The following is a 20,858-nucleotide window of genomic DNA, read 5'->3' as shown; positions in this document are numbered from 1 at the left end:
CAATGCCGACAACAGCCTTCTACAAGAGCCCGGCGATGACTGATCTGTCCCGAACCCATGGGCCTGCCAGTGTGGTGATGCCGCCGCTGGAAGGCCGCTTCTACCGGCCCCCGCTGCCTGACGGCTACGTGCTGCGCCCGCGCCTGTGCGAACGGCTGAATGCGGGCCTTGATGGGCGACTGTTGCTGGTCAGCGCGCCCGCGGGGTTCGGCAAGAGTTCGTTGGCGGTGGAGTTCTGCCAGGGCTTGCCAGCCCAGTGGCAAAGCCTGTGGTTGGGCCTGAGCCCTCGTGACAGTGACCCCGGCCGTTTCCTGGAGCGGCTGCTCGACGGCTTGCAACAGTATTTTCCGCAACTCGGCGCCCAATCCCTGGGGTTGCTGAAAATGCGCCAGCGTCACCAACCCTTTGCCTTCGAAGAATGGCTCGATGGCCTGCTCGACGAACTGGCCGTGCACCTGTCTGCACGTTCGCCGTTATTGCTGGTGCTGGATGACTATCACTTGGCCCAGGGCCCGGTGCTGGATCGCTGCCTGCAGTTTTTTCTCAATCATTTGCCTGATGGCCTGGTGGTGCTGGTCACCAGCCGGCAGCGTCCGGACTGGCACCTGGCACGCCTGCGTCTGTCGCGACACCTGTTGGAACTGCATGAGCAAGACCTGCGCCTGACCCATGACGAATCCCTGGCGGTGCTGGATGGACACGGCAATGCATTGCGCGGTGAGGCGTTGGAAAACCTGATCCGTCGTAGCGAGGGCTGGGTCGCCGGCCTGCGCTTCTGGTTGTTGGCGGCCTCCGAAGCCGGCAGTGAGGGCGCCTTGCCGCAAAGCCTGCACGGTGGCGAAGGGCTGATTCGCGATTACCTGCTCGAAGAAGTCATCGACTGCCTGCCCGCAGAAGTGCAAGCGTTCCTGTATGACACCGCACCTCAGGAGCGTTTTTGCAGCGAATTATGCGACGCCGTCCGCGAGGCCCATGACAGCGCAGAAATCCTGCGCTATTTGCAGGCTCATCAAGTGTTCCTGGTGCCGTTGGATGAGCAAGGGCACTGGTACCGTTATCACCATTTGTTCTCCGACCTGCTGCGTACCCGCCGCGAGAAAAGCGCCACCTTGCCGCCGGCCAGCCTGCACTTGCGCGCCTGTCGCTGGTTTAACACCCAGGGCTTGATCGACGAGGCGGTGGAGCAGGCGCTGCGGGCCGGGCATCTGGATGTGGCGGCGAATCTGGTGCAGAACCTGTCCGAAGAGCAACTGCTGGCAGAGCAGAACATCGGCATGCTGCTGCGCTGGAAGATGGACTTGCCCGACAGCCTGCTGATCAGCACGCCGCGTTTGATCGTGCTGTACAGCTGGGCGCTGGGGCTCGCATGCCAATTGGATGCAGCGCAGGAGCTGTCCAGCTACCTCAGCCGCTTCCTGCCGGCGCCATCGGCCACCGCGCAAAAATCCATGTTGGCCCAATGGTTGGCGCTGAGCGGGATTATTGCCCGTGGGCGCGGAGACCGTGAGCTGACCCAGCGCTATTGCAACGAAGCGTTGGAAAGCTTGCCGCCAAAGCGTTACGGCCAGCGCCTGATGTGCCTCTCGACCCTGTCCAACCTGGCGATCGTCGATGCCGACCTGTGGCGCGCTCGTGGTCTGAACCGCGAATCGTTGGAGCTGGCGCAGCGCGTCGGTAACCCCTTGTTTGAAGCCTTGGCCCATTACGACCGGGCGCGGGTGCTGCAGGCGCGGGGGGAGATCCTGCGTTCCCTGGATGAAGCCCGCCAGGGCCTTGAGCGCCTGCATGGGCTGGCGCCCCAGCGCCTGTATGCCGTGCGCGCACGCCTGTCGCTGTACGAGGGGTACCTGCTGCTGGTGCGTTACCAGCCCGAAGCCGGCCTGGCGCGTTTGCGCGCCGGCCTGGCCGAGGCCCGTGCCTGCCGCGATATCAGCGTGCTGATCGGGCACTGCGTCATCGCCAGCTTCGAAGGGCGGCGTGGGGAGTTTGCCCATGCTTTTGCCGAACTGGCCGAGGCCGAGCGCTTGATGCACATCTGGGATGTGCCGCCGATCTATTACCTGGCGATGATCACCCTGATCAAATGCGAGTTGTGGCTGGCCCAGGGGCGCACTGACCTGGCCGACGCCTGGCTGGCCCGCCTGGGGCAGACCTACAACGGCGAGCACGCTGCGGCCGCCCCCGAGTTTCATCCGCACTTGCCGCAACATATCGAGCTGCAACAAGCCGCGCTCGATGCCACGCGCCATCAGCCCGACAGCGCGCTGCAACGCCTGGAAGCGCTGGCCCAGCAGGCTCATGACAGTGGGCGCCAGATGATTGCCCTGATGGCGCTGGTCCAGCAGGTGCAGTTACTTCTGGATAATGGCCAGGAAGCCAAGGCCAGGCCGGTGTTCGCCCGTGCCCTGGAAGCCGGTTCGGGTGGTGCGTTGCAGCCGTTTCAACGGTTGTTGGAGGGTTACCCGCAGTGGATGCGCGAGCAGTTGGGCAAGGATTCCCATGGGCTGCTCAATCAGAGCTTGCTGGCGTTGCTGCCCCAAGTCAGCGCAGTTGAAGCCGCACCTCAACGGGAAACCCTCAGCACCCGAGAGCTGGCGGTGCTGCAACTGATTGCCCAAGGCTGTTCAAACCAGGAAATCAGCAACCAGTTGTTCATCTCTCTGCACACGGTGAAGACCCACGCCAGCCACATCAACAGCAAGCTCGGCGTGGAGCGTCGTACCCAGGCAGTAGCGCGGGCCAAGGCCATGGGCTTGTTGGCCTGAGCCCTGGGTTTATGGCGTGGTCGGGCAGCCTTTGAGTGAGGTGTCGACGGTCTGATTGATCAGCGCCGCGAAACGCTTGAGGTTGGTCTGATGCGCCACCACCAACTCGTCGATGCTCGGCCCGGCAGGTGATTGCAAGGTGGTGCGGCAGGTCAAGGCCGGGCGATCGCCATTGACTTGCCTCAGGCGCCAGCGCACATCGAGCAATGCGTACTGCCCCGGTACCGAGTCAAACCGCTGCACGTCTACGCGTAAAGCCACGGCTTGCCGGGCATTGCTGTTGGCCAATTGATCGACCAAGGCGCTCCTCAGTTCATCGGCGAGGGTGGCGGCCCACCACTGGGTTTCAAGAATCGCCAGGCCGCTGTCGCCCTGGCGGATCACTATCTGCGCGCGGTCGACCTGAGGCGGCACGCTGATGCTCTCAATGCGCACACCGCCGGCCTCTGCTCGCGTACTCGGGCTCAAGTGCGCCGGGGTCAGGGTATGAAAAGCGATGGGTTCACTGCGACAGGCACCGAGCAGCAGCAGGGCGCTCAGTAACGTGATCTTCAACGGCAATGTCATGGCGGCTCCAATGGTCATTTGCGGGGTGGCCCTTGCAGGTCCGTCGGTGCGGCGTTATCGGGGCGGCCGCGAATCAGCGACTCCGGATGCCGGCCCAGATAATCCGAAAGCTCGCGCAGGGAACGCGACATGCGCCCCAACTCGTCGAGGGTCTGGGTCAGTTGTTCACGCTGCGGCGAGTCTTCGGCCAGGGTTGAACTGGCCGATTGCAGGGTCTTGCTCACGTCGGCCAAGGTCGTTTGCACACCCGGCAGCGTCTTGGCGTTGAATTGCGCCAGGCCCTTGCGCAGTTCGACCAGGCTGGCGTCGAGGTTGCCGGCAATACGCTCGACAGGCAGTTGGCTGATCTTGTTGACGATGCCTTCGAACTTCTCTTGCAGCTGTTCCAGGTTGCCCGGGATGGTGGGGATGCCCACGGGGCGCTGGTTCGGGTCGAACGCGACTTTTTCCGCCTTGGGGTAGAAGTCCAGGGCGATGTAGAGCTGGCCGGTCAGCAAGTTACCGCTGCGAGCCTGGGCGCGCAGGCCGTTTTCGATGAAGGTCCCGATCAGGCGTACGCCGGCTGCCTCATCGTCAGGGTTATTGTTCATGGCCTTGAGCAGCTTGGTGTGAGCCTCGCCGAGCAGTTGCGGGTAGATCACGATGCCGACATTGACCGGGAAGGTGCGTTTCTTTGCATCGAAATCCAGGTTGATCGATACAACCTTGCCGAACTCGACGCCGAGGAACTCCACCGGTGCGTCGACTTTCAGCCCGCGCAGGGCCTGATCGAAGCGCAGGACCATGTATTGCCCCTTGCCGTTGGGCGGGGCGAGGGCGCTTTGCTGGTCTTCGAACAATTCAAAGCTGCGACTTTCTTCGGCCGGTTTGTCATTGGGGTTGTAGGGCGGCGCCTGGAAGGCAATCCCCCCCATCAACATGGACGACAAGGATTCGGTTTTCAGCGCGAAACCGTTGGCGCCGACGCTCAAGTCGACGCCGCTGGCATTCCAGAACCGCGTGTTCTCGGTGATGTACACATCATTGGGCGCATGCACGAAGATTTCGACATTCACGCCCTTGCCCTCGTTGTCCAGCTCATAGGCCACCACCTGGCCCACCGGGATCTTGCGGTAATAGACGGGGGAGCCGATGTCCAGGGAACCCAGGGCCTGGGTGTGCAGGGTGAAGCGCTTGCCCGGCTCGCCGTAGGTGATGGGCGGCGGGTTTTCCAAGCCGGTGAAGTGCTTGGCGCGGGTCTCGGATTGACCGATGTCCGCGCCGATATAGTCGCCGGACAACAACGTGTCGATGCCCGACACGCCGCCTGCGCCAATGCGCGGGCGCACCACCCAGAATTTCGAATCTTCGCGGGTGAAGCTTTCGGCCTGTTTGACCAGCTCGACGGTGGCATTGACGCTTTTCTGGTCATCACTCAGAGCTACGGCGGTTACTTGGCCGATCACCACGTTGCGGTATTTGACCTCGGTTTTGTTGGCAACCAGCCCGCTGCCGGTCTTGAAGTTGAGGACGATGGTCGGCCCTTGTTGCATGACGCTGTGAATCACCAGCGAGATCCCCACCAGTACGGCGACAATCGGCACGATCCAGACCAGCGAGACACTGAAACGACGCGTCTTGATCACGGGTTGCCCCGCAGGGGTGTCAGCCTTGGATGAGCTCATCCGAGGTCTCCTCGTTATGTGGGTTTTCCCAGATTAGCCGGGGATCAAAGCTCATGGCCGCGAGCATCGTAAACACGACCACCAGGCCAAAAAACAGAATGCCCAGGCGCGGTTCTATCGTGCCCAGGGCTTGAAACTTCACCAGTGCGGCCACCAGGGCGACCACGATGACATCGAGCATCGACCAATAGCCGATCAGTTCGATAAACCGAAACAGCTTCGAACGCTCCTTGCGCGCCCACTGGCTATTGCGCTGCACAGTGACCAGCAGCAGCCCCAGCGACAGGAACTTGATGCCCGGCACGGCAATGCTGGCGATGAAAATGATCAGCGCAATGTCCCAGGCGCCATGTTGCCAGAACTCCAGCACGCCGCTCATGATGGTGCTGTCTGCGCCCGAGCCGAGCATGGTGGTGTTCATCACTGGCAATAAATTGGCCGGGACATAAAAGGCGAGGGCGGTGAGCATGTAGGCCCAGGTTCGGGTCAGGGACTGCACCTTGCGCCGATGCAGCGCGGCGCCACAGCGGTCGCACTCGGTGGGCTCAAGGCGCATGTCGCAGGGCTGGCCGCAGGTGTGGCACAGGCACAGGTTCAGCTCGCGGGCGGTGGGCGGTGAATTCATACGGTGTCCCACAGGTCGCGCACATCGCGCCCGGCAATGCGGATCAGCAACAGGCTCAGGGCGGCCAAGGCGAACAGGCCGGTGCCTGGGATCACATCCAGCATGCCGGCCAGCTTGAACACCGCGACCATCGCGCCCAATAGGCACACCTCCAGCATGCTCCAGGGCCGGAGTGCTTCGAGCCAGCGCATGCACAGCTTGAACGCCGGCGAGCGCCTGCCGGCCAAGGCGAAACTCAGCACCCAGATCAGCAATAGCAGCTGAAACACCGGCGCGATAATGATGGAAATCGCCGCTACCAAGGCAATGAACGTGATCGGCCCCAGGCTCAGTGCAACCACTGAGTCCCAGAGGGTGGCGCTGTTTTTCAAGCCCTGCAGGCTGATGCTCATCACCGGATAAAAGTTGGCGAAGGTCCACAGCACTGCGGCAGTCACCGTCAGGGCGAGGCGTTGCTGCACCGACAAGCCGTTATAGCGCTGCAGTACGCCCGAGCAACGTACGCATAGGGCTTTTTGATGTTTGGCGAGCGTGACTTTCTCGTACACGCAGTCGCAGTGCTCGCAGATGATCTGTTGATTCGCCATGGGTGTTGCTCCAAATGCGACTGACTGCAGCGGGGGATTTCAATGGCGCGTGTGTAGCTTAGCAGCGGATAGACCGCGCAATCGACTCCTTCCAGAGCAGGGGCAAGCTACACCATACTGCACTTGGAACGCGCCAGAGAGCTTGCAGGACACCCATGACTATTGAAAAACAACCGTTGATTCGCGAAACCTTTCCCGTCGGCCCGTTGCAGTGCAACTGCACCATCATTGGTGACCCGGTCACAAAAAAAGCCATCGTCGTCGACCCCGGCGGCAATCACGAGTTGATTCTGGCGCGCCTTGATGCGCTGGGCCTGAAGGTGGTGAGCATTATCCACACCCATGCTCACCTTGATCATTTCCTGGCTTCCGGCCAATTGAAGGAAAAGACCGGTGCTACGTTGCACCTGCATAAGGATGATCAATTTCTGTGGGACAACCTGGAAATGCAATGCCAAATGTTTCGCGTGCCCTACGTCCCGGTGCCGTCTCCGGATCGCTGGCTGGAGCATGACGAAGAACTGGCCTGCGGCTGCGGCGTGGCCTTGCACACCCCAGGGCATACACCGGGCTCGATGAGTTTCTGGTTTGCCGACGCCAAGCTGTTGATCGCCGGCGATACCTTGTTTCGTCGCGGGGTAGGGCGTACGGATTTATGGGGCGGCGACCAGGCGACGATTGTGCGGTCGATCAAGCAGCGCCTGTATACGCTGGACGAAGGCGCGACGGTGGTCACTGGGCATGGGCCGGATACGTTGCTGGGCGATGAGATGCGGGAGAATCCTTTCGTGCGTGCGTGATGGGTTGTCGGCTCTGATACAAGCCGGTACAGACACACAGGCACAGGCCCGAGCCAAAGACAGCTATGCTTTACGCACCCCAGCACGGAATTTTTGCCGTTTGTCGCGTTCCAAACTCGGCACAGGTCCATTGCCAATGTCCTCTGCATCACAGAATGCAAAAGTAGGAGCTTCCTTCATGTTCACTCCGCGTCGTCTGCTTGTTGTCGCTACCGCCGTAGCCCTGTTGTCTGGCTGCGCTTCACCTAACCCTTATGACGGCAGCCAGGGACAGGCCAGCAATGGTTCCGAAAGCGGCATGAGCAAAACCGCCAAGTACGGCGGCCTCGGTGCGCTGGCTGGCGCATTGGCCGGTGCAGCCATCGACCATAACAACCGTGGCAAGGGCGCGCTGATTGGCGCAGTCGTTGCGGGTGCCGGTGCGGCGGGCTACGGCTACTACGCCGACCAGCAGGAGAAAAAACTGCGCGAAAGCATGGCCAATACCGGGGTTGAGGTGCAGCGCCAGGGCGACCAGATCAAGCTGATCATGCCGGGTAACATTACCTTCGCCACCAACTCGGACGCGATCTCCAGCAGCTTCTATCAGCCGCTGAACAACCTGGCCAACTCCCTCAAGCAGTTCAACCAGAACACCATCCAGATCGTTGGCTACACCGACAGCACCGGTAGCCGTCAACTGAACATGGACCTGTCCCAGCGCCGTGCGCAGAGCGTGGCCAACTACCTGACCTCCCAAGGTGTCAACGGTGCCAACCTGAGCGCACGCGGGGCCGGCCCGGATAACCCGATTGCCAGCAACGCCGACGTGAATGGCCGTGCCCAGAACCGTCGTGTCGAGGTCAACCTCGGCCCGATCCCTGGCCAGCAATACGGCCAGCCTGGCCAGCAGCAGGCGCCACAGCAGAACAACCAGTTCCAGGGCAACCCGTACCAGCAATACCAGTAAACCCCTGGGCACTAAAAAGGGCGCCGTGCAGTCAATGCACGGCGCCCTTTTTAGTGGCTGCGTGTTTTGATCGTTCCCACGCTCTGCGTGGGAATGCCCGCTCCTTCGGACGCTCCGCGTCCTACTCTTGGCGCAAAAGCTGAAGCGTGTGCGGTGACGCGGAGCGTCACGGGGTGCGTTCCCACGCAGAGCGTGGGAACGATCAGGCACCTTCGATCTACATCAGTCGATGTATTCGAACACCTTCACGATCTTCTGTACGCCCGACACGCCCTGCACCAGATTGGCGGCGCGGGTGGCTTCTGCCTGGGTCAGCAGGCCCATCATGTAGACGATGCCGTTATCGGTGACGATCTTGATCCGCGAGCCTGGCACTGCACTGTCGGTCAGCATCTGGGCCTTGATCTTGGTGGTCAGCAGCGCATCGTTGCTGATGGCCAGCAGAGTGATCGGGTCCATGACCTGCAGTTCGTTGTGGACCTTCTTGACGCGTTGCACGCCGGCGGCGGCTTGCTCGGCCTGGGCCTTGAGGTCGGCGCGCGGGGTTTGGCCTGCCAGCAGGACCACACCGTTGAAGCTGGTCACCACGATGCGCGAGGCCCCGTTGCCCAAGTCGGTAGCCGCCTTGGCGACGTTGACCTTGACCTTGGTTTCGATCAGCGAATCATCGATGGTGCTGCCGAAGGTACGTGTGCCACGGTCGTCCTGGATAGGGGTGTCCCGTGTAGCGGTGATAGCCGAGCTGCAGCCGCTGATGGCGACGCACAGCGTGATGGCCAAAAGACTGAGGCGATTAACGGTCATTCTTCACTCCCGAACAGTTGGCTGTCGATCAGATCGCACAGGCAGTGGATCGCCAGCAGATGAACTTCTTGGATGCGTGCAGTGACATTGGCCGGGACGCGAATCTCCACGTCCTCCGGCAGCAGCAGCGAAGCCATGCCGCCGCCGTCGCGACCGGTCAAGGCTACGACAATCATTTCGCGATCATGTGCGGCCTGGATCGCTTGAATAATATTGGCCGAGTTGCCGCTGGTGGAAATCGCCAGCAATACATCGCCCGGCTGGCCGAGGGCGCGGATCTGCTTGGAGAAGATTTCGTTGTAGCTGTAGTCGTTGGCAATCGAAGTGATCGTCGATGAGTCGGTGGTCAAGGCAATAGCCGGCAGGCTCGGGCGCTCACGTTCGAAACGGTTGAGCAGCTCGGAGGAAAAATGCTGGGCATCGCCAGCCGAACCGCCATTGCCGCACGAAAGCATTTTGCCTTCGTTGAGCAAGGCATTGACCATCACCTGGCTGGCTTGCTCGATGTGCGGTGCAAGTACGTCCATCGCCTGTTGCTTGGTGTCGATGCTGGCCTGGAAAAGCTGGCGAATTCGGGATTGCATGTCCATCTGTGTGACCTTAAGTAGCGCGGCTGTTTGGCACAGGTAATGTGCAGCCCGCAAAGCAAAGAGCAAAAATGAGTGGTGAAGGTGCCCGGCGAATCAGCTGTCAAAGGCATTTTTGAGCCAGGTCAGATCAGCTGTGCCTGACGGGGTGCTTTCCATGGCAACCACATCGAAACGGCAGGGGCAGTCAGCCCAGCGATGCTCTTTTTGCAGAAAAAACTGCGCAGCGAGTATCAGCTTTTGACGCTTGCGCCCGTCGATACTGGCGAGCGCGCCACCCCATTGTGCGTGTTTTCTGTAGCGGACTTCGACGAATACTACTGTATCGCCGTCAAGCATGACCAGATCAAGCTCGCCGCGTTTACATAACCAGTTCTGCGCCAGAAGGCGCAGACCCTGTTGTTGCAGGTAGTTGAGTGCATGCAGTTCGGCATCCTTGCCGCTGTGTGCGCTGGACCGCTCGGGCATCAGCGTGGGGTATCGGGCAGGCGCTGAATGTCGCCGCCGACGAACTTCGCCCACGGCATCTGGCGATCAACGCGCTGGTTGGCGCTGATACCCAGGTTGCCCGAGAGGCCGTCGACACGGGTGTCCGGCAGTGCCTTGAGCTGGCCCAGGCGTGGCGCCAGGCGGTAGGCATCGACGCCCATCGCGTAGAGGCGGCCCAGGCTGCCATTGGCTTGCGGCCATTGCGCGGCGACCTGGTTGCGCAGTGGGTCGGTGGTATTAAGCAGCCAAGGGGTTTCGCAGAACATCACGTTGGTCATGTCCAGGTACTGGTTACGATCACCGCTGGCGCTGTACACGTGGGAGGTTGCGTATACCGGCACATCCCCGGCGTACTGGAAGTTCAGGGTCGGCTTGATCTGCTGGGCCAGTTGCGGCGTGACGGCCAGGAAGATGAACTCGATGTCCTGGCGACGCGAAGGCTGGGCGGCGACGTCGGTACCGACTGTGCTTTGCAGGCTCTTGGCGCGGCCTTCGCTCTTGCGCAGTTGGAACAGATCGGCGATCTGCTGGGCCAGGGCCACAGGTTGGTCGACATATTCAACGCCCATGACGGTGCCGCCATTGGCTTCCCAGTCCTGGCGGAACGCCTTGTAGACACGCTCACCCCATTCGCCACGGGGCACCATGGCGGCGGCGCGATGCAGGCCATCGGCACGGGCACGGCGCGACACTTCGCGGGCTTCGTCTTCAGCGGCCAGGCCGAATTGGAACAACTGCGCCGGGCCCTGATCGGTCTCGCTGTAGTTCAGGGCCAGGGTGGTGATCGGTAACTGCGGGCGCGCGCTGAGTTGCTTGACCAGCGGTTTTTCCAGCGGGCCGACCACCAGTTGCACACCGGCGGCCTGGGCCTTGGCATAGAACTCGTCGAGGGAGGCCAGGCGCGAGCTGTCATAGAACTCAATGACCGGCGGCTTCTGCCCGGCTTGCTCAGCCTGGTAGTGCGCCGCCATGAAGCCTTCGCGCAGCGCTTTGCCTACAGCAGCCAGCGGACCTTCCTGCGGCAGCAGCAGGGCAATCTTGTTCAGGGGCTGGCTGGCCAGTTCCTTGAGCTTGGTCAGCGGTGCTGGCAGTTGCACTGCCGCCGGGTGCCCTGGGTTCTGAGCGCGCCAGGTGTCGATGGCGGCTTGTTGTTGCTCCAGCGTACCGGCGCCCTTGACCGCCTGGGCCAGAGTGATCCAGCCATCGAGCGTCGGGTTGCCGGTAGCTTGCAGCTGTTCGGCTGGCAGCGCGGCAATCAATACCCAGATAGCCTCGTGGTTGCTGCTGGCAGCTTCAGCCGTCAGCAGGGGCGCCATGGCCACCCGCTCGCGAGCGGCGGCGAGGGTCTGGCCGTCGGCTTCATAGGCGCGTGCATGTACGGTACCGGTGCGGATCTGCTGGTCGGTCGGCAGTTCCTTCAGGTTTTGCAGGCTAGGGTGGTTCAGCGCTGCCAAGGCCGCCTTGGGCTGGTTGCGCCCCATGGCCAGTTCTGCGGCCAGGGTGCTGGCAAATACTTGCGCGGCTGGCTTCAGGGCATCCAGGGGCACTTGCGCAAGGATCTGCGAGGAGCGGCCGGGATTGTTCTGCTGGTAGGCCAGGTCCGCCGCGCTCAGGCGCAGCAACGCGGCTTTTTCTGGCGTCTTGGCGTTCGTCGCCTGTTCGAGCAGTTGCTCGATACTGGCATCGGGCGTGCGTGGCAGTTCGCCAAGACTGGAGGAGGGCGAACTGGCGCAAGCGGCCAGCAAGGCAGCGAGGCAGAGGGCGGAGAGCAGCCGCAGGCAAGCGATCATGTAAGTGTTCCTGATACCGATCAAATTAGCGTGGAAGTGTACCCAAGCACTGGCCCAGGCGCGATGTTCATGGCGTTAAACCGTGGATTTAGGTCGTGCAAATGTTGCCAATAGCTGACGGTGGCTGAAACGGCATCGGCCGTGATGGCATATTTTCAAGGCGTCTACGCGCTACAATGTGGCTTTTGCCAACCATCGAGGTGTGCGCTTTGACTGCTCCAGGTCCTTTGAATTCCACTGCTGGCTCGCTTTTTGTGGTGGCGACGCCCATTGGCAACCTGGACGACATCAGTGCCCGGGCGCTGAAGGTGTTGCGCGAGGTGAAATTGATCGCGGCAGAAGACACGCGGCACTCCCAACGGTTGATGCAGCATTTTGGTATCAGCACGCCATTAGCGGCCTGCCACGAACACAACGAACGTGAAGAGGGTAGCCGCTTTATCACGCGTCTTTTGGCGGGTGATGACGTGGCGCTGATTTCCGACGCGGGCACGCCTCTGATTTCCGATCCTGGTTACCATCTGGTCCGCCAGGCGCGCGCCGCTGGTATCAATGTAGTGCCTGTTCCAGGAGCCTGCGCGCTGATTGCTGCATTATCGGCCGCCGGGTTGCCCTCGGACCGCTTTATCTTCGAAGGCTTCCTGCCCGCCAAGGCCGTAGGGCGTCGGGCGCGTCTGCAGGCACTTAAAGAAGAGCCGCGCACCTTAATCTTTTATGAGGCCCCGCATCGCATTCTTGAATGCCTGCAAGACATGGAGCTGGTGTTCGGCGGCGAGCGCCTGGCCTTGTTGGCCCGGGAGTTGACCAAGACCTTCGAAACCCTCAAGGGGTTGCCGCTGGAGGAACTGCGAGCGTTTGTCGAGGGCGACAGCAATCAACAACGTGGCGAATGCGTGGTGCTGGTAGCAGGCTGGACCGCGCCGGAGAATGAAGACGCGGTGGGCAGCGAGGCCATGCGCGTCCTCGATTTGTTGCTCAAGGAAATGCCGCTCAAGCGCGCCGCCGCCCTGGCTGCCGAAATTACCGGTGTGCGCAAGAATGTGTTGTATCAGGTCGCGCTCGATAAACAGAAGGCCGAATAGTTCCGGGACCAAATCTGTATTTCGTCTGAACGTGATGGCAATGCTGCACTTTTAATACTTGTCCTCAAGCCGCCGTGCCGTTAACCTTCGCGGCGGAGAGTCGATTGGACAGTCGCTGCCCTCTATGAAAATTAGGGGGGGGAGGAAAGTCCGGGCTCCATAGGGCGAAGTGCCAGGTAATGCCTGGGAGGCGTGAGCCTACGGAAAGTGCCACAGAAAATAACCGCCTAAGCACTTCGGTGCCGGTAAGGGTGAAAAGGTGCGGTAAGAGCGCACCGCACGACTGGCAACAGTTCGTGGCTAGGTAAACCCCACTTGGAGCAAGACCAAATAGGGTCCCAAGGCGTGGCCCGCGCTGGGACCGGGTAGGTTGCTAAAGATGTCCAGTGATGGCCATCGTAGACGAATGACTGTTCAAGACAGAACCCGGCTTACAGATCGACTCTCCACCTTTTTTCCTTGCGTTCGAATCTCGTGCGCAAACCCGGTAGTAACGCAGGAATCCCTCCCTGCCAAATCATTGGCAGATGCATCTTCGTAATACCAAAAAAATCTTACTCTTAATAAATTACTTTAACTTTGCGCTCTAGCTCTTTGAGCTATTTGCTGTTGTTGAGTCAAAAACATCGCAAAACTCTCGTTTCTCCTCCTTTTACCCTCCTAAATCTCCGTTCTGTAAGGCTTTTCCTTGAATACGCGCCTTGACGGTGTGGTAGGCGCATTCCTATAGTGTGCGCAAGTGGCGGAAAGTGGCACAAAGTGGGTTTTTTGAACGTAAAACGCTAAAATTTGGAGAAACGCATCTGTGTTTCGCGGAGCTAACGCTATCAGTCTCGATGCAAAAGGCCGTCTCGCTATGCCGAGCCGGTATCGTGACGAGCTCATTTCGCGAAGTTCGGGGCAGTTAATCATCACGATTGACGCCGTTGATCCCTGTTTGTGTGTTTACCCCCTCGATGAGTGGGAGTTGATTGAAACCAAGTTGCGCGCGCTGCCTTCATTGCGTGAAGAAAACCGCCGACTCCAGCGTTTGCTGATCGGTAATGCCGTCGACCTTGAACTCGATGGCAGTGGTCGTTTCCTGGTGCCGCCGCGACTGCGCGAGTACGCCAAGCTCGACAAGCGCGCAATGCTGGTAGGCCAACTGAACAAGTTCCAATTGTGGGACGAAGATGCCTGGGATGCTGTGTCTGCAGCGGACCTGGCTGCTATTCAACAACCGGGCGCCATGCCTGATGAACTGCGTGATTTGATCCTGTGACTATTGATAGCGGCTTTAACCACATCACCGTACTGCTTGACGAAGCCGTCGAGGCTCTCGCCGTACGTGCCGATGGCTGCTATGTCGATGGCACATTCGGCAGGGGCGGGCATAGCCGGTTGATACTCAGCCAGCTCGGGTCCGACGGCAAACTCCTTGGGTTCGACAAAGACCCTCAAGCGATTGCCACCGGGCAAGCGCTAGCGGCCGAAGACGGCCGCTTTGTCGTTGTGCAGCGCAGCTTTGCCGAGCTGGGGGCCGAAGTTGCCGAGCGCGGCATGGCGGGCAAGGTGGCCGGGGTTCTGCTCGACCTGGGCGTGTCTTCGCCACAGCTCGATGACCCGGAGCGCGGCTTCAGCTTCATGAACGACGGCCCCCTCGACATGCGCATGGACCCTACCCGTGGGGTCAGTGCCGCACAATTCATCGCCACCGCGCCGGTGGAAGAAATCGCCCGTGTGTTCAAGGAATACGGTGAGGAGCGCTTCGCCGGTCGAATGGCGCGTGCCGTGGTCGAGCGCCGCGAAATCCAGCCGTTCGAACGCACCGCTGACCTGGCCGAAGTGCTGAAAGTGGCCAACCCTGCCTGGGAAAAGGGCAAGAACCCGGCTACCCGCGCGTTCCAGGGCCTGCGTATCCACGTCAACAACGAATTGGGCGATCTGGAGGCCGGCCTCGAAGCCGCTCTGGATGCTTTGGAAGTGGGCGGTCGCCTGGTGGTGATCAGCTTCCACTCCCTGGAAGACCGCATCGTCAAACTGTTCATGCGTCGCCTGGTCAAGGGCGAATCCGATAACCTGCCGCGCAACCTGCCGGTGCGTTTCGAAGCCTTTGTGCCGAAAATCAAAATCCATGGCAAAGCGCAGTTCGCTTCCGAAGCCGAACTCAAGGCCAACCCACGTTCCCGTAGCGCCGTCATGCGTGTTGCGGAGAAATTGCGGTGAGCAAGCTTTTCGCCAAGCCCCTCCCGGGCGGCAGCTTCTTTATGTTGCTGCTGTTTGTCGGCGTGCTGGTATCCGCGATTGCGGTGTCCTACAGCGCCCACTGGAACCGCCAGTTGCTCAATACCCTGTACGGGGAGTTGAGCGTGCGTGACAAAGCCCAGGCAGAGTGGGGCCGGCTGATCCTTGAGCAAAGCACCTGGACGGCTCACAGCCGTATCGAAGTGCTGGCCACTGAGCAATTGAAGATGCACATCCCTGGCGCGGCTGAAGTTCGCATGGTGGCGCCATGATGAAACTCGAAGGGGCACTCTACCCGTGGCGCTTTCGCCTGATGCTCGGCTTGCTGGCATTGATGGTGGGGGCGATTGTCTGGCGCATCTTCGACCTGCAGGTCGTCGACCGCGACTTCCTGATCGGCCAGGGTGACGCCCGCAGCCTGCGGCATATTCCGATTCCTGCGCACCGTGGCCTGATCACCGACCGTAACGGCGAGCCTCTGGCCGTCAGTACCCCGGTGACCACCCTGTGGGCCAACGCCAAGGAACTTCAAGTTGCCAAGGACAAGTGGCCTGAACTGGCCGCTGCCCTGGGGCAAGACCGCAAGGCCCTGACCGAGCGCCTGGAAGCCCAGGCCAACAAAGAATTCATCTACCTGGTGCGCGGGCTTACCCCTGAGCAAGGCCAGCAAGTGCTCGACCTTAAAATCCCCGGTGTCTACGGCATCGAGGAGTTTCGTCGTTTCTACCCGGCCGGTGAAACCACCGCGCATATGGTCGGCTTTACCGATATCGATGACCATGGTCGCGAAGGTGTCGAACTGGCCTACGACGAATGGCTGGCCGGCGTTCCCGGCAAGCGGCAGGTCATCAAGGATCGGCGCGGCAGACTGATCAAGGATGTCCAGGTCACCAAAAACGCCAAGGCCGGCAAGCCTCTGGCGTTGTCGATCGATTTGCGCCTGCAATACCTGGCCAACCGCGAACTGCGTAACGCGATCATCGAGAACGGCGCCAAGGCCGGCAGCCTGGTGATCATGGACGTGAAGACCGGCGAGATCCTCGCCATGGTCAACCAGCCGACCTACAACCCGAACAACCGTCGCAACCTTCAGCCGGCGATGATGCGTAACCGCGCGATGATCGACGTGTTCGAGCCGGGCTCGACCATGAAAGCGATCTCCATGAGCGCTGCCCTGGAAACCGGCCGCTGGAAACCCAGCGACAAGGTCGAGGTTTACCCAGGCACCTTGCAGTTGGGCAAGTACACCATTCGTGACGTGTCCCGCACCGAGGGGCCAGTGCTGGACCTGACCGGCATCCTGATCAACTCCAGTAACGTCGGCATGAGTAAGGTGGCCTTCGATATCGGCGGCGAGACTATTTATCACTTGGCGCAAAAGATCGGCCTGGGCCAACCCACCGGCCTCGACTTCCCGGGCGAGCGGGTCGGTAACCTGCCGAACTACCGCGAGTGGAGAAAAGCCGAGACTGCCACGCTGTCCTACGGCTACGGCCTGTCGGTGACCGCCATCCAGTTGGCCCACGCGTTCTCTGTATTGGCCAATAATGGCCGTATGGTTCCGCTGAGCCTGATCCACGTCGACGAAGCGCCAAAAGCCACCCAAGTGATCCCGGAAAACGTCGCCAAGACCATGCAAGGCATGCTGCAACAAGTGATCGAGGCACCGCGCGGCGTATTCCGCGCCCAGGTGCCGGCGTACCACGTTGCTGGCAAGTCCGGTACGGCGCGTAAGACCTCGGTGGGCACCAAGGGCTATGCCGAAAACTCCTACCGTTCGCTGTTCGCGGGCTTCGGCCCGATGAGCGACCCGCGCTACGCCATCGTCGTGGTCATCGACGAGCCTAGTAAAGCCGGCTACTTCGGTGGCCTGGTTTCGGCGCCGGTGTTCAGCAAAGTGATGTCCGGCACCCTGCGCTTGATGAATATCACGCCGGACAACCTGCCGCCGACGCAACAAGCCAACGCTGGTCCACCGGCTGCCGCTGTCAAAGCCAATGGAGGGCGCGGCTGATGTCTCTTAGCCTGAACAAGATTTTTGCCCATGCCGGCCACGATCTGCTGATTCGTGAGCTGACCCTGGACAGTCGTAATGTACGCGCCGGCGACCTGTTCCTGGCGGTACCTGGCGGCAAGCTCGATGGCCGTGCGCATATCGCCGATGCCCTGCAACGCGGTGCGGCTGCGGTCGCCTATGAAGTGGAAGGCGCCACCGTGCTGCCGATCACCGATGTGCCGTTGATTCCGGTCAGGGGCCTGGCTGCGCAGCTTTCTGACATCGCCGGGCGTTTCTATGGTGACCCGAGCCGCCAGCTCAACCTGGTGGGCGTGACGGGCACCAACGGCAAGACCAGCGTGACCCAATTGGTCGCCCAGGCTTTGGACCTGCTGGGTCAGCACTGCGGCATCGTCGGCACCCTGGGCACCGGCTTCTATGGCTCGCTGCAAAGCGGCCTGCACACCACGCCAAACCCGATTGCCGTGCAAGCGACCCTGGCCGACCTGAAAAAGGCCGGCGCCAAGGCGGTTGCCATGGAAGTGTCTTCCCATGGCCTGGACCAAGGGCGTGTCACTGCTCTGGCCTTTGACGTGGCGGTGATGACCAACCTGTCCCGCGATCACCTCGACTACCACGGCACTATGGAGGCGTATGCTGCCGCCAAGGCCAAGCTGTTTGCCTGGAATGACCTGAAGTGCCGGGTGGTCAACCTCGACGACGCGTTTGGCCGGCAACTGGCGGGCGAAGACAGCGACGCGCGCCTGATCAGCTATAGCCTGCAAGATGCCAGTGCCTACCTGTATTGCCGCGAAGCCCAATTCAATGATGAAGGCGTGCGCGCCACATTGGTGACGCCGCAGGGCGAGCACCACTTGCGCAGCACCTTGCTCGGGCGGTTCAACCTGAGCAACGTGCTCGCCGCTATCGGTGCATTACTGGGCCTGGACTACGCCCTGGATGAAATCCTGCGGGTACTGCCGAAGCTGGAAGGCCCGGCCGGTCGCATGCAGCGCCTGGGTGGCGGCACGCAACCGCTGGTGGTGGTCGATTACGCCCACACACCGGATGCCCTGGAAAAAGTCCTCGAAGCCCTGCGCCCACATGCCAAAGGCAAACTGCTGTGCCTGTTCGGTTGCGGCGGTGATCGCGATCGCGGCAAGCGCCCATTGATGGCCGAGATCGTCGAGCGTTTGGCCGACGGCGTACTTGTCACCGACGACAACCCGCGCAGCGAAGACCCGAGCCAGATTTTCGACGACATCCGTGTCGGTTTCAAAGACGCCTCCAAGGTCACGTTTGTGGCTGGTCGCGGCGCCGCCATTGCCCAACTGATCGCCAGTGCCGGCGCGGACGACGTCGTGGTGCTCGCGGGTAAAGGCCACGAGGACTATCAGGAAATCAACGGTGAGCGCCATGCCTTCTCCGATCTGGTCGAGGCGGATCACGCCTTGACCGCCTGGGAGGTCGCCCATGCTTAAAGCGATGACGTTCAGCGAACTGGCCCAGGCCCTGTCGGCCCGTGTGCTGTCGAGCGACTGCACATTCACCGGCGTCAGTATCGACAGTCGTAACATCCAGCCGGGGCAGCTGTTTGTCGCCCTGGCCGGCCCGCGTTTCGATGGTCACGACTACCTCAACGACGTTGCCGCCAAAGGTGCCGTCGGTGCCCTGGTACAGCGTGAAGTGGCCGATTCTGCCCTGCCGCAATTGCTGGTAGCCGACACCCGCCTGGCCCTGGGCCAACTGGGTGCGCTTAACCGTGCTGCTTTTGATAAGCCGGTGGCGGCCATTACCGGTTCCAGCGGCAAGACCACGGTCAAGGAACTGCTTGCTGGCGTCTTGCGTACGCGCGGGCCGGTACTCGCGACCCGTGGCAACCTGAACAATGATTTCGGCGCACCGCTGACCCTGCTCGAACTGGCCCCGGAACACACGGCGGCAGTGATTGAACTGGGGGCTTCGCGCATCGGCGAAATCGCCTATACCGTGGCGCTGACCCGGCCTCACGTGGCGATCATCAACAACGCCGGTACCGCCCATGTCGGTGAGTTCGGCGGCCCGGAAAAAATCGTCGAAGCCAAGGGCGAAATCCTTGAGGGCCTCGACGCCTCGGGCACTGCGGTACTGAACCTGGATGACAAGGCGTTCGAGACCTGGCGTGTACGCGCTGCCGGTCGCAAGGTCCTGACGTTTGCAGTGCTGAATGCCGCAGCCGATTTTCACGCCTCCAACATCAATGTCGATGCCCGTGGCTGCCCGTCCTTCACCTTGCACACTCCGCAAGGTGATGAGCACGTGCAGTTGAACCTGCTGGGCAACCATAACGTCGCCAACGCCTTGGCCGCCGCCGCTGCCGCCCATGCCCTGGGTGTGTCGCTGTTCGGCATTGCCACGGGCCTGGGCGCGGTGCAGCCGGTCAAGGGCCGCACTGTGGCGCAACTGGCTGGCAACGGCATGCGCGTGATTGATGACACTTACAACGCCAACCCGTCCTCCATCAATGCCGCTGTGGACCTGCTCACAGGCTTTGATGGGCGCAAGGTGCTGGTGCTGGGCGATATCGGCGAACTGGGCGATTGGGCTGAACAAGGCCACCGTGAAGTCGGCGCCTATGCCGCCGGCAAAGTGGACGCGCTCTACGCCGTTGGCACGAACATGGCCCATGCGGTCAACGCTTTCGGCCCCGGCGCGCGGCATTTCGCCAGCCAGGCCGAGCTGATCCAGGCGTTGACGGCGGCTGAACATGACAAACACACAACTATTTTGATCAAGGGATCGCGCAGCGCGGTGATGGAAAACGTCGTCGCAGCCTTGTGTGGCTCAAGTACGGAGAAACATTAATGCTGCTGCTGCTGGCTGAGTATCTGCAACAGTTCCACAAAGGCTTCGCGGTCTTCCAGTACCTGACCCTGCGCGGGATCCTGGGTGTGCTGACCGCGCTGTCTTTGTCACTGTTCCTGGGGCCGTGGATGATCCGCACCCTGCAGAACCTGCAAATTGGTCAATCGGTTCGTAACGACGGCCCGCAGTCGCACCTGTCCAAGTCTGGCACTCCGACCATGGGCGGCGCGCTGATCCTGTCGTCCATTGGCGTCAGCACCTTGCTGTGGGCCGACCTGCATAACCGCTACGTGTGGGTGGTGCTGCTGGTGACCCTGCTGTTCGGCGCCATCGGCTGGGTGGATGACTACCGCAAAGTGATCGAGAAAAACTCCAAGGGGCTGCCAAGCCGCTGGAAGTATTTCTGGCAGTCGGTGTTCGGCCTGGCCGCCGCGATCTTCCTGTACACCACCGCGCCAAGTGCCGTGGAAACCACCTTGATCATCCCGATGCTCAAGGATGTGAGCATTCCTCTGGGTGTGGGCTTTGTGGTGCTGACCTACTTCGTGATCGTCGGCTCCAGCAACGCGGTGAACCTGACCGATGGCCTCGACGGCCTGGCGATCATGCCGACGGTGATGGTGGGCGGCGCGCTCGGCATCTTCTGCTACCTCTCCGGTAACGTGAAATTCGCTGAATACCTGCTGATCCCTTATGTACCGGGCGCCGGTGAGCTGATCGTGTTCTGCGGTGCGCTGATCGGTGCCGGCCTGGGGTTCCTGTGGTTCAACACCTACCCAGCACAAGTCTTCATGGGCGACGTCGGCGCACTGGCGCTGGGCGCGGCCTTGGGCACCATCGCGGTGATCGTTCGCCAGGAAATCGTGCTGTTCATCATGGGCGGCGTGTTCGTGATGGAAACCCTGTCGGTGGTCATCCAGGTGGCGTCCTTCAAGTTGACCGGGCGCCGCGTGTTCCGCATGGCGCCGATTCACCACCATTTTGAACTCAAGGGCTGGCCTGAGCCACGCGTGATTGTCCGCTTCTGGATCATCACCGTGATTCTGGTACTGGTCGGCCTTGCCACCCTGAAACTGAGGTAGAAAC

The 20,858-nt window shown here is 61.2% G+C and carries 19 protein-coding genes and 1 other RNA gene; 12 read left to right on the top strand and 8 right to left on the bottom strand.

All coding sequences use genetic code 11. The features are described from left to right. Positions 1-35: 35 nt before the first annotated feature. Positions 36-2,765 carry a LuxR C-terminal-related transcriptional regulator gene (locus MHH62_RS11225; protein ID WP_339232966.1) on the top strand — a complete coding sequence of 910 codons (2,730 nt, stop codon included), beginning with the start codon at positions 36-38 and terminating at the stop codon, positions 2,763-2,765. 9 nt (positions 2,766-2,774) lie between these two features. Here the strand turns inward: MHH62_RS11225 and MHH62_RS11220 are convergent, their stop codons facing one another. From MHH62_RS11220 to MHH62_RS11205, 4 genes are read right to left on the bottom strand one after another with little or no spacing between them, the layout of a single operon-like run. Further along, positions 2,775-3,332 carry a PqiC family protein gene (locus tag MHH62_RS11220; RefSeq protein WP_339232964.1) on the bottom strand — a complete coding sequence of 186 codons (558 nt, stop codon included), beginning with the start codon at positions 3,330-3,332 and terminating at the stop codon, positions 2,775-2,777. Positions 3,333-3,346: 14 nt separating this feature from the next. Next, complete coding sequence (locus MHH62_RS11215) at positions 3,347-4,996, bottom strand: MlaD family protein (RefSeq protein ID WP_339232962.1); 1,650 nt, start codon at positions 4,994-4,996, stop codon at positions 3,347-3,349. Then, entirely contained in the window at positions 4,977-5,621 is a 645-nt protein-coding gene (locus MHH62_RS11210; RefSeq protein WP_014716963.1) for a paraquat-inducible protein A, read from the bottom strand. The genes MHH62_RS11215 and MHH62_RS11210 overlap by 20 nt, the downstream gene beginning before the upstream one ends. Continuing rightward, positions 5,618-6,208, bottom strand: coding sequence for a paraquat-inducible protein A (locus tag MHH62_RS11205; protein ID WP_014716964.1), 591 nt, complete (start codon positions 6,206-6,208; stop codon positions 5,618-5,620). The genes MHH62_RS11210 and MHH62_RS11205 overlap by 4 nt, the downstream gene beginning before the upstream one ends. 155 nt (positions 6,209-6,363) lie before the next feature. Between MHH62_RS11205 and MHH62_RS11200 the strand changes: the two genes are divergently transcribed. Beyond that, the gene (locus MHH62_RS11200; RefSeq protein ID WP_014716965.1) at positions 6,364-7,008 is read left to right on the top strand and encodes an MBL fold metallo-hydrolase; all 645 of its coding nucleotides are present in this window, start codon (positions 6,364-6,366) and stop codon (positions 7,006-7,008) included. 178 nt (positions 7,009-7,186) lie between these two features. Further along, positions 7,187-7,957, top strand: coding sequence for an OmpA family lipoprotein (locus tag MHH62_RS11195; RefSeq protein WP_019816951.1), 771 nt, complete (start codon positions 7,187-7,189; stop codon positions 7,955-7,957). A 222-nt stretch (positions 7,958-8,179) separates the two neighbouring features. Here the strand turns inward: MHH62_RS11195 and MHH62_RS11190 are convergent, their stop codons facing one another. The 4 genes from MHH62_RS11190 to MHH62_RS11175 form a co-directional block, all read right to left on the bottom strand. Further along, a complete protein-coding gene (locus tag MHH62_RS11190; RefSeq protein WP_003188655.1) occupies positions 8,180-8,761 on the bottom strand; it encodes a BON domain-containing protein in 582 nt (193 codons plus the stop codon). Next, positions 8,758-9,351 (bottom strand): phosphoheptose isomerase, encoded by a 594-nt coding sequence (locus MHH62_RS11185; RefSeq protein ID WP_007904374.1) that lies wholly within the window; start codon positions 9,349-9,351, stop codon positions 8,758-8,760. Before MHH62_RS11185 ends, MHH62_RS11190 begins: the two co-directional genes overlap by 4 nt. A gap of 93 nt (positions 9,352-9,444) precedes the next feature. Further along, entirely contained in the window at positions 9,445-9,816 is a 372-nt protein-coding gene (locus MHH62_RS11180) for a YraN family protein (RefSeq protein WP_014716967.1), read from the bottom strand. Further along, the gene (locus MHH62_RS11175) at positions 9,816-11,627 is read right to left on the bottom strand and encodes a penicillin-binding protein activator (RefSeq protein WP_014716968.1); all 1,812 of its coding nucleotides are present in this window, start codon (positions 11,625-11,627) and stop codon (positions 9,816-9,818) included. The genes MHH62_RS11180 and MHH62_RS11175 overlap by 1 nt, the downstream gene beginning before the upstream one ends. Positions 11,628-11,803: 176 nt before the next feature. On the opposite strand from MHH62_RS11175, the gene rsmI reads away from it, so the two are divergent. The 9 genes from rsmI (at position 11,804) to mraY (ending at position 20,854) form a co-directional block, all read left to right on the top strand. Then, positions 11,804-12,709 carry a 16S rRNA (cytidine(1402)-2'-O)-methyltransferase gene (gene rsmI, locus MHH62_RS11170; RefSeq protein ID WP_020301255.1) on the top strand — a complete coding sequence of 302 codons (906 nt, stop codon included), beginning with the start codon at positions 11,804-11,806 and terminating at the stop codon, positions 12,707-12,709. Between the two features lie 96 nt (positions 12,710-12,805). Beyond that, an RNA gene (gene rnpB, locus MHH62_RS11165) (RNase P RNA component class A) lies at positions 12,806-13,159 on the top strand. A gap of 355 nt (positions 13,160-13,514) precedes the next feature. Then, a complete protein-coding gene (gene mraZ / locus MHH62_RS11160; protein WP_003171868.1) occupies positions 13,515-13,970 on the top strand; it encodes a division/cell wall cluster transcriptional repressor MraZ in 456 nt (151 codons plus the stop codon). Positions 13,971-13,972: 2 nt separating this feature from the next. Further along, positions 13,973-14,914, top strand: coding sequence for a 16S rRNA (cytosine(1402)-N(4))-methyltransferase RsmH (gene rsmH / locus MHH62_RS11155; protein ID WP_087149552.1), 942 nt, complete (start codon positions 13,973-13,975; stop codon positions 14,912-14,914). Then, positions 14,911-15,204, top strand: coding sequence for a cell division protein FtsL (gene ftsL / locus MHH62_RS11150; RefSeq protein ID WP_003188663.1), 294 nt, complete (start codon positions 14,911-14,913; stop codon positions 15,202-15,204). Before rsmH ends, ftsL begins: the two co-directional genes overlap by 4 nt. Beyond that, positions 15,204-16,946, top strand: coding sequence for a penicillin-binding protein 2 (locus tag MHH62_RS11145; RefSeq protein ID WP_019816949.1), 1,743 nt, complete (start codon positions 15,204-15,206; stop codon positions 16,944-16,946). The genes ftsL and MHH62_RS11145 overlap by 1 nt, the downstream gene beginning before the upstream one ends. After that, complete coding sequence (locus MHH62_RS11140; RefSeq protein ID WP_339232958.1) at positions 16,946-18,409, top strand: UDP-N-acetylmuramoyl-L-alanyl-D-glutamate--2,6-diaminopimelate ligase; 1,464 nt, start codon at positions 16,946-16,948, stop codon at positions 18,407-18,409. The genes MHH62_RS11145 and MHH62_RS11140 overlap by 1 nt, the downstream gene beginning before the upstream one ends. Then, positions 18,402-19,772, top strand: a complete 1,371-nt coding sequence (gene murF / locus MHH62_RS11135; RefSeq protein WP_032903362.1) for a UDP-N-acetylmuramoyl-tripeptide--D-alanyl-D-alanine ligase — start codon at positions 18,402-18,404, stop codon at positions 19,770-19,772. Before MHH62_RS11140 ends, murF begins: the two co-directional genes overlap by 8 nt. Continuing rightward, positions 19,772-20,854 (top strand): phospho-N-acetylmuramoyl-pentapeptide-transferase, encoded by a 1,083-nt coding sequence (mraY, locus tag MHH62_RS11130; protein WP_003188670.1) that lies wholly within the window; start codon positions 19,772-19,774, stop codon positions 20,852-20,854. Before murF ends, mraY begins: the two co-directional genes overlap by 1 nt. The last annotated feature ends 4 nt before the right edge of the window (positions 20,855-20,858 follow it).

Source organism: Pseudomonas sp. FSL L8-0168 (assembly GCF_037976155.1).
Taxonomy (GTDB): Bacteria; Pseudomonadota; Gammaproteobacteria; order Pseudomonadales; family Pseudomonadaceae; genus Aquipseudomonas; species Aquipseudomonas paracarnis.
This window is presented reverse-complemented; position numbering and strand designations above follow the sequence as displayed.

Bases quoted from the DNA above. Each gene is read 5' to 3' on its own strand.
- MHH62_RS11205 (WP_014716964.1), bottom strand. From the start codon at position 6,208: ATGGCGAATCAACAGATCATCTGCGAGCACTGCGACTGCGTGTACGAG.
- MHH62_RS11195 (WP_019816951.1), top strand. From the start codon at position 7,187: ATGTTCACTCCGCGTCGTCTGCTTGTTGTCGCTACCGCCGTAGCCCTG.
- MHH62_RS11185 (WP_007904374.1), bottom strand. From the start codon at position 9,351: ATGGACATGCAATCCCGAATTCGCCAGCTTTTCCAGGCCAGCATCGAC.
- rsmI (WP_020301255.1), top strand. From the start codon at position 11,804: ATGTGGCTTTTGCCAACCATCGAGGTGTGCGCTTTGACTGCTCCAGGT.
- MHH62_RS11140 (WP_339232958.1), top strand. From the start codon at position 16,946: ATGTCTCTTAGCCTGAACAAGATTTTTGCCCATGCCGGCCACGATCTG.
- MHH62_RS11175 (WP_014716968.1), bottom strand. From the start codon at position 11,627: ATGATCGCTTGCCTGCGGCTGCTCTCCGCCCTCTGCCTCGCTGCCTTG.
- MHH62_RS11220 (WP_339232964.1), bottom strand. From the start codon at position 3,332: ATGACATTGCCGTTGAAGATCACGTTACTGAGCGCCCTGCTGCTGCTC.
- mraY (WP_003188670.1), top strand. From the start codon at position 19,772: ATGCTGCTGCTGCTGGCTGAGTATCTGCAACAGTTCCACAAAGGCTTC.
- MHH62_RS11180 (WP_014716967.1), bottom strand. From the start codon at position 9,816: ATGCCCGAGCGGTCCAGCGCACACAGCGGCAAGGATGCCGAACTGCAT.
- MHH62_RS11210 (WP_014716963.1), bottom strand. From the start codon at position 5,621: ATGAATTCACCGCCCACCGCCCGCGAGCTGAACCTGTGCCTGTGCCAC.
- MHH62_RS11200 (WP_014716965.1), top strand. From the start codon at position 6,364: ATGACTATTGAAAAACAACCGTTGATTCGCGAAACCTTTCCCGTCGGC.
- MHH62_RS11145 (WP_019816949.1), top strand. From the start codon at position 15,204: ATGAAACTCGAAGGGGCACTCTACCCGTGGCGCTTTCGCCTGATGCTC.
- MHH62_RS11215 (WP_339232962.1), bottom strand. From the start codon at position 4,996: ATGAGCTCATCCAAGGCTGACACCCCTGCGGGGCAACCCGTGATCAAG.
- murF (WP_032903362.1), top strand. From the start codon at position 18,402: ATGCTTAAAGCGATGACGTTCAGCGAACTGGCCCAGGCCCTGTCGGCC.
- MHH62_RS11190 (WP_003188655.1), bottom strand. From the start codon at position 8,761: ATGACCGTTAATCGCCTCAGTCTTTTGGCCATCACGCTGTGCGTCGCC.
- MHH62_RS11225 (WP_339232966.1), top strand. From the start codon at position 36: ATGACTGATCTGTCCCGAACCCATGGGCCTGCCAGTGTGGTGATGCCG.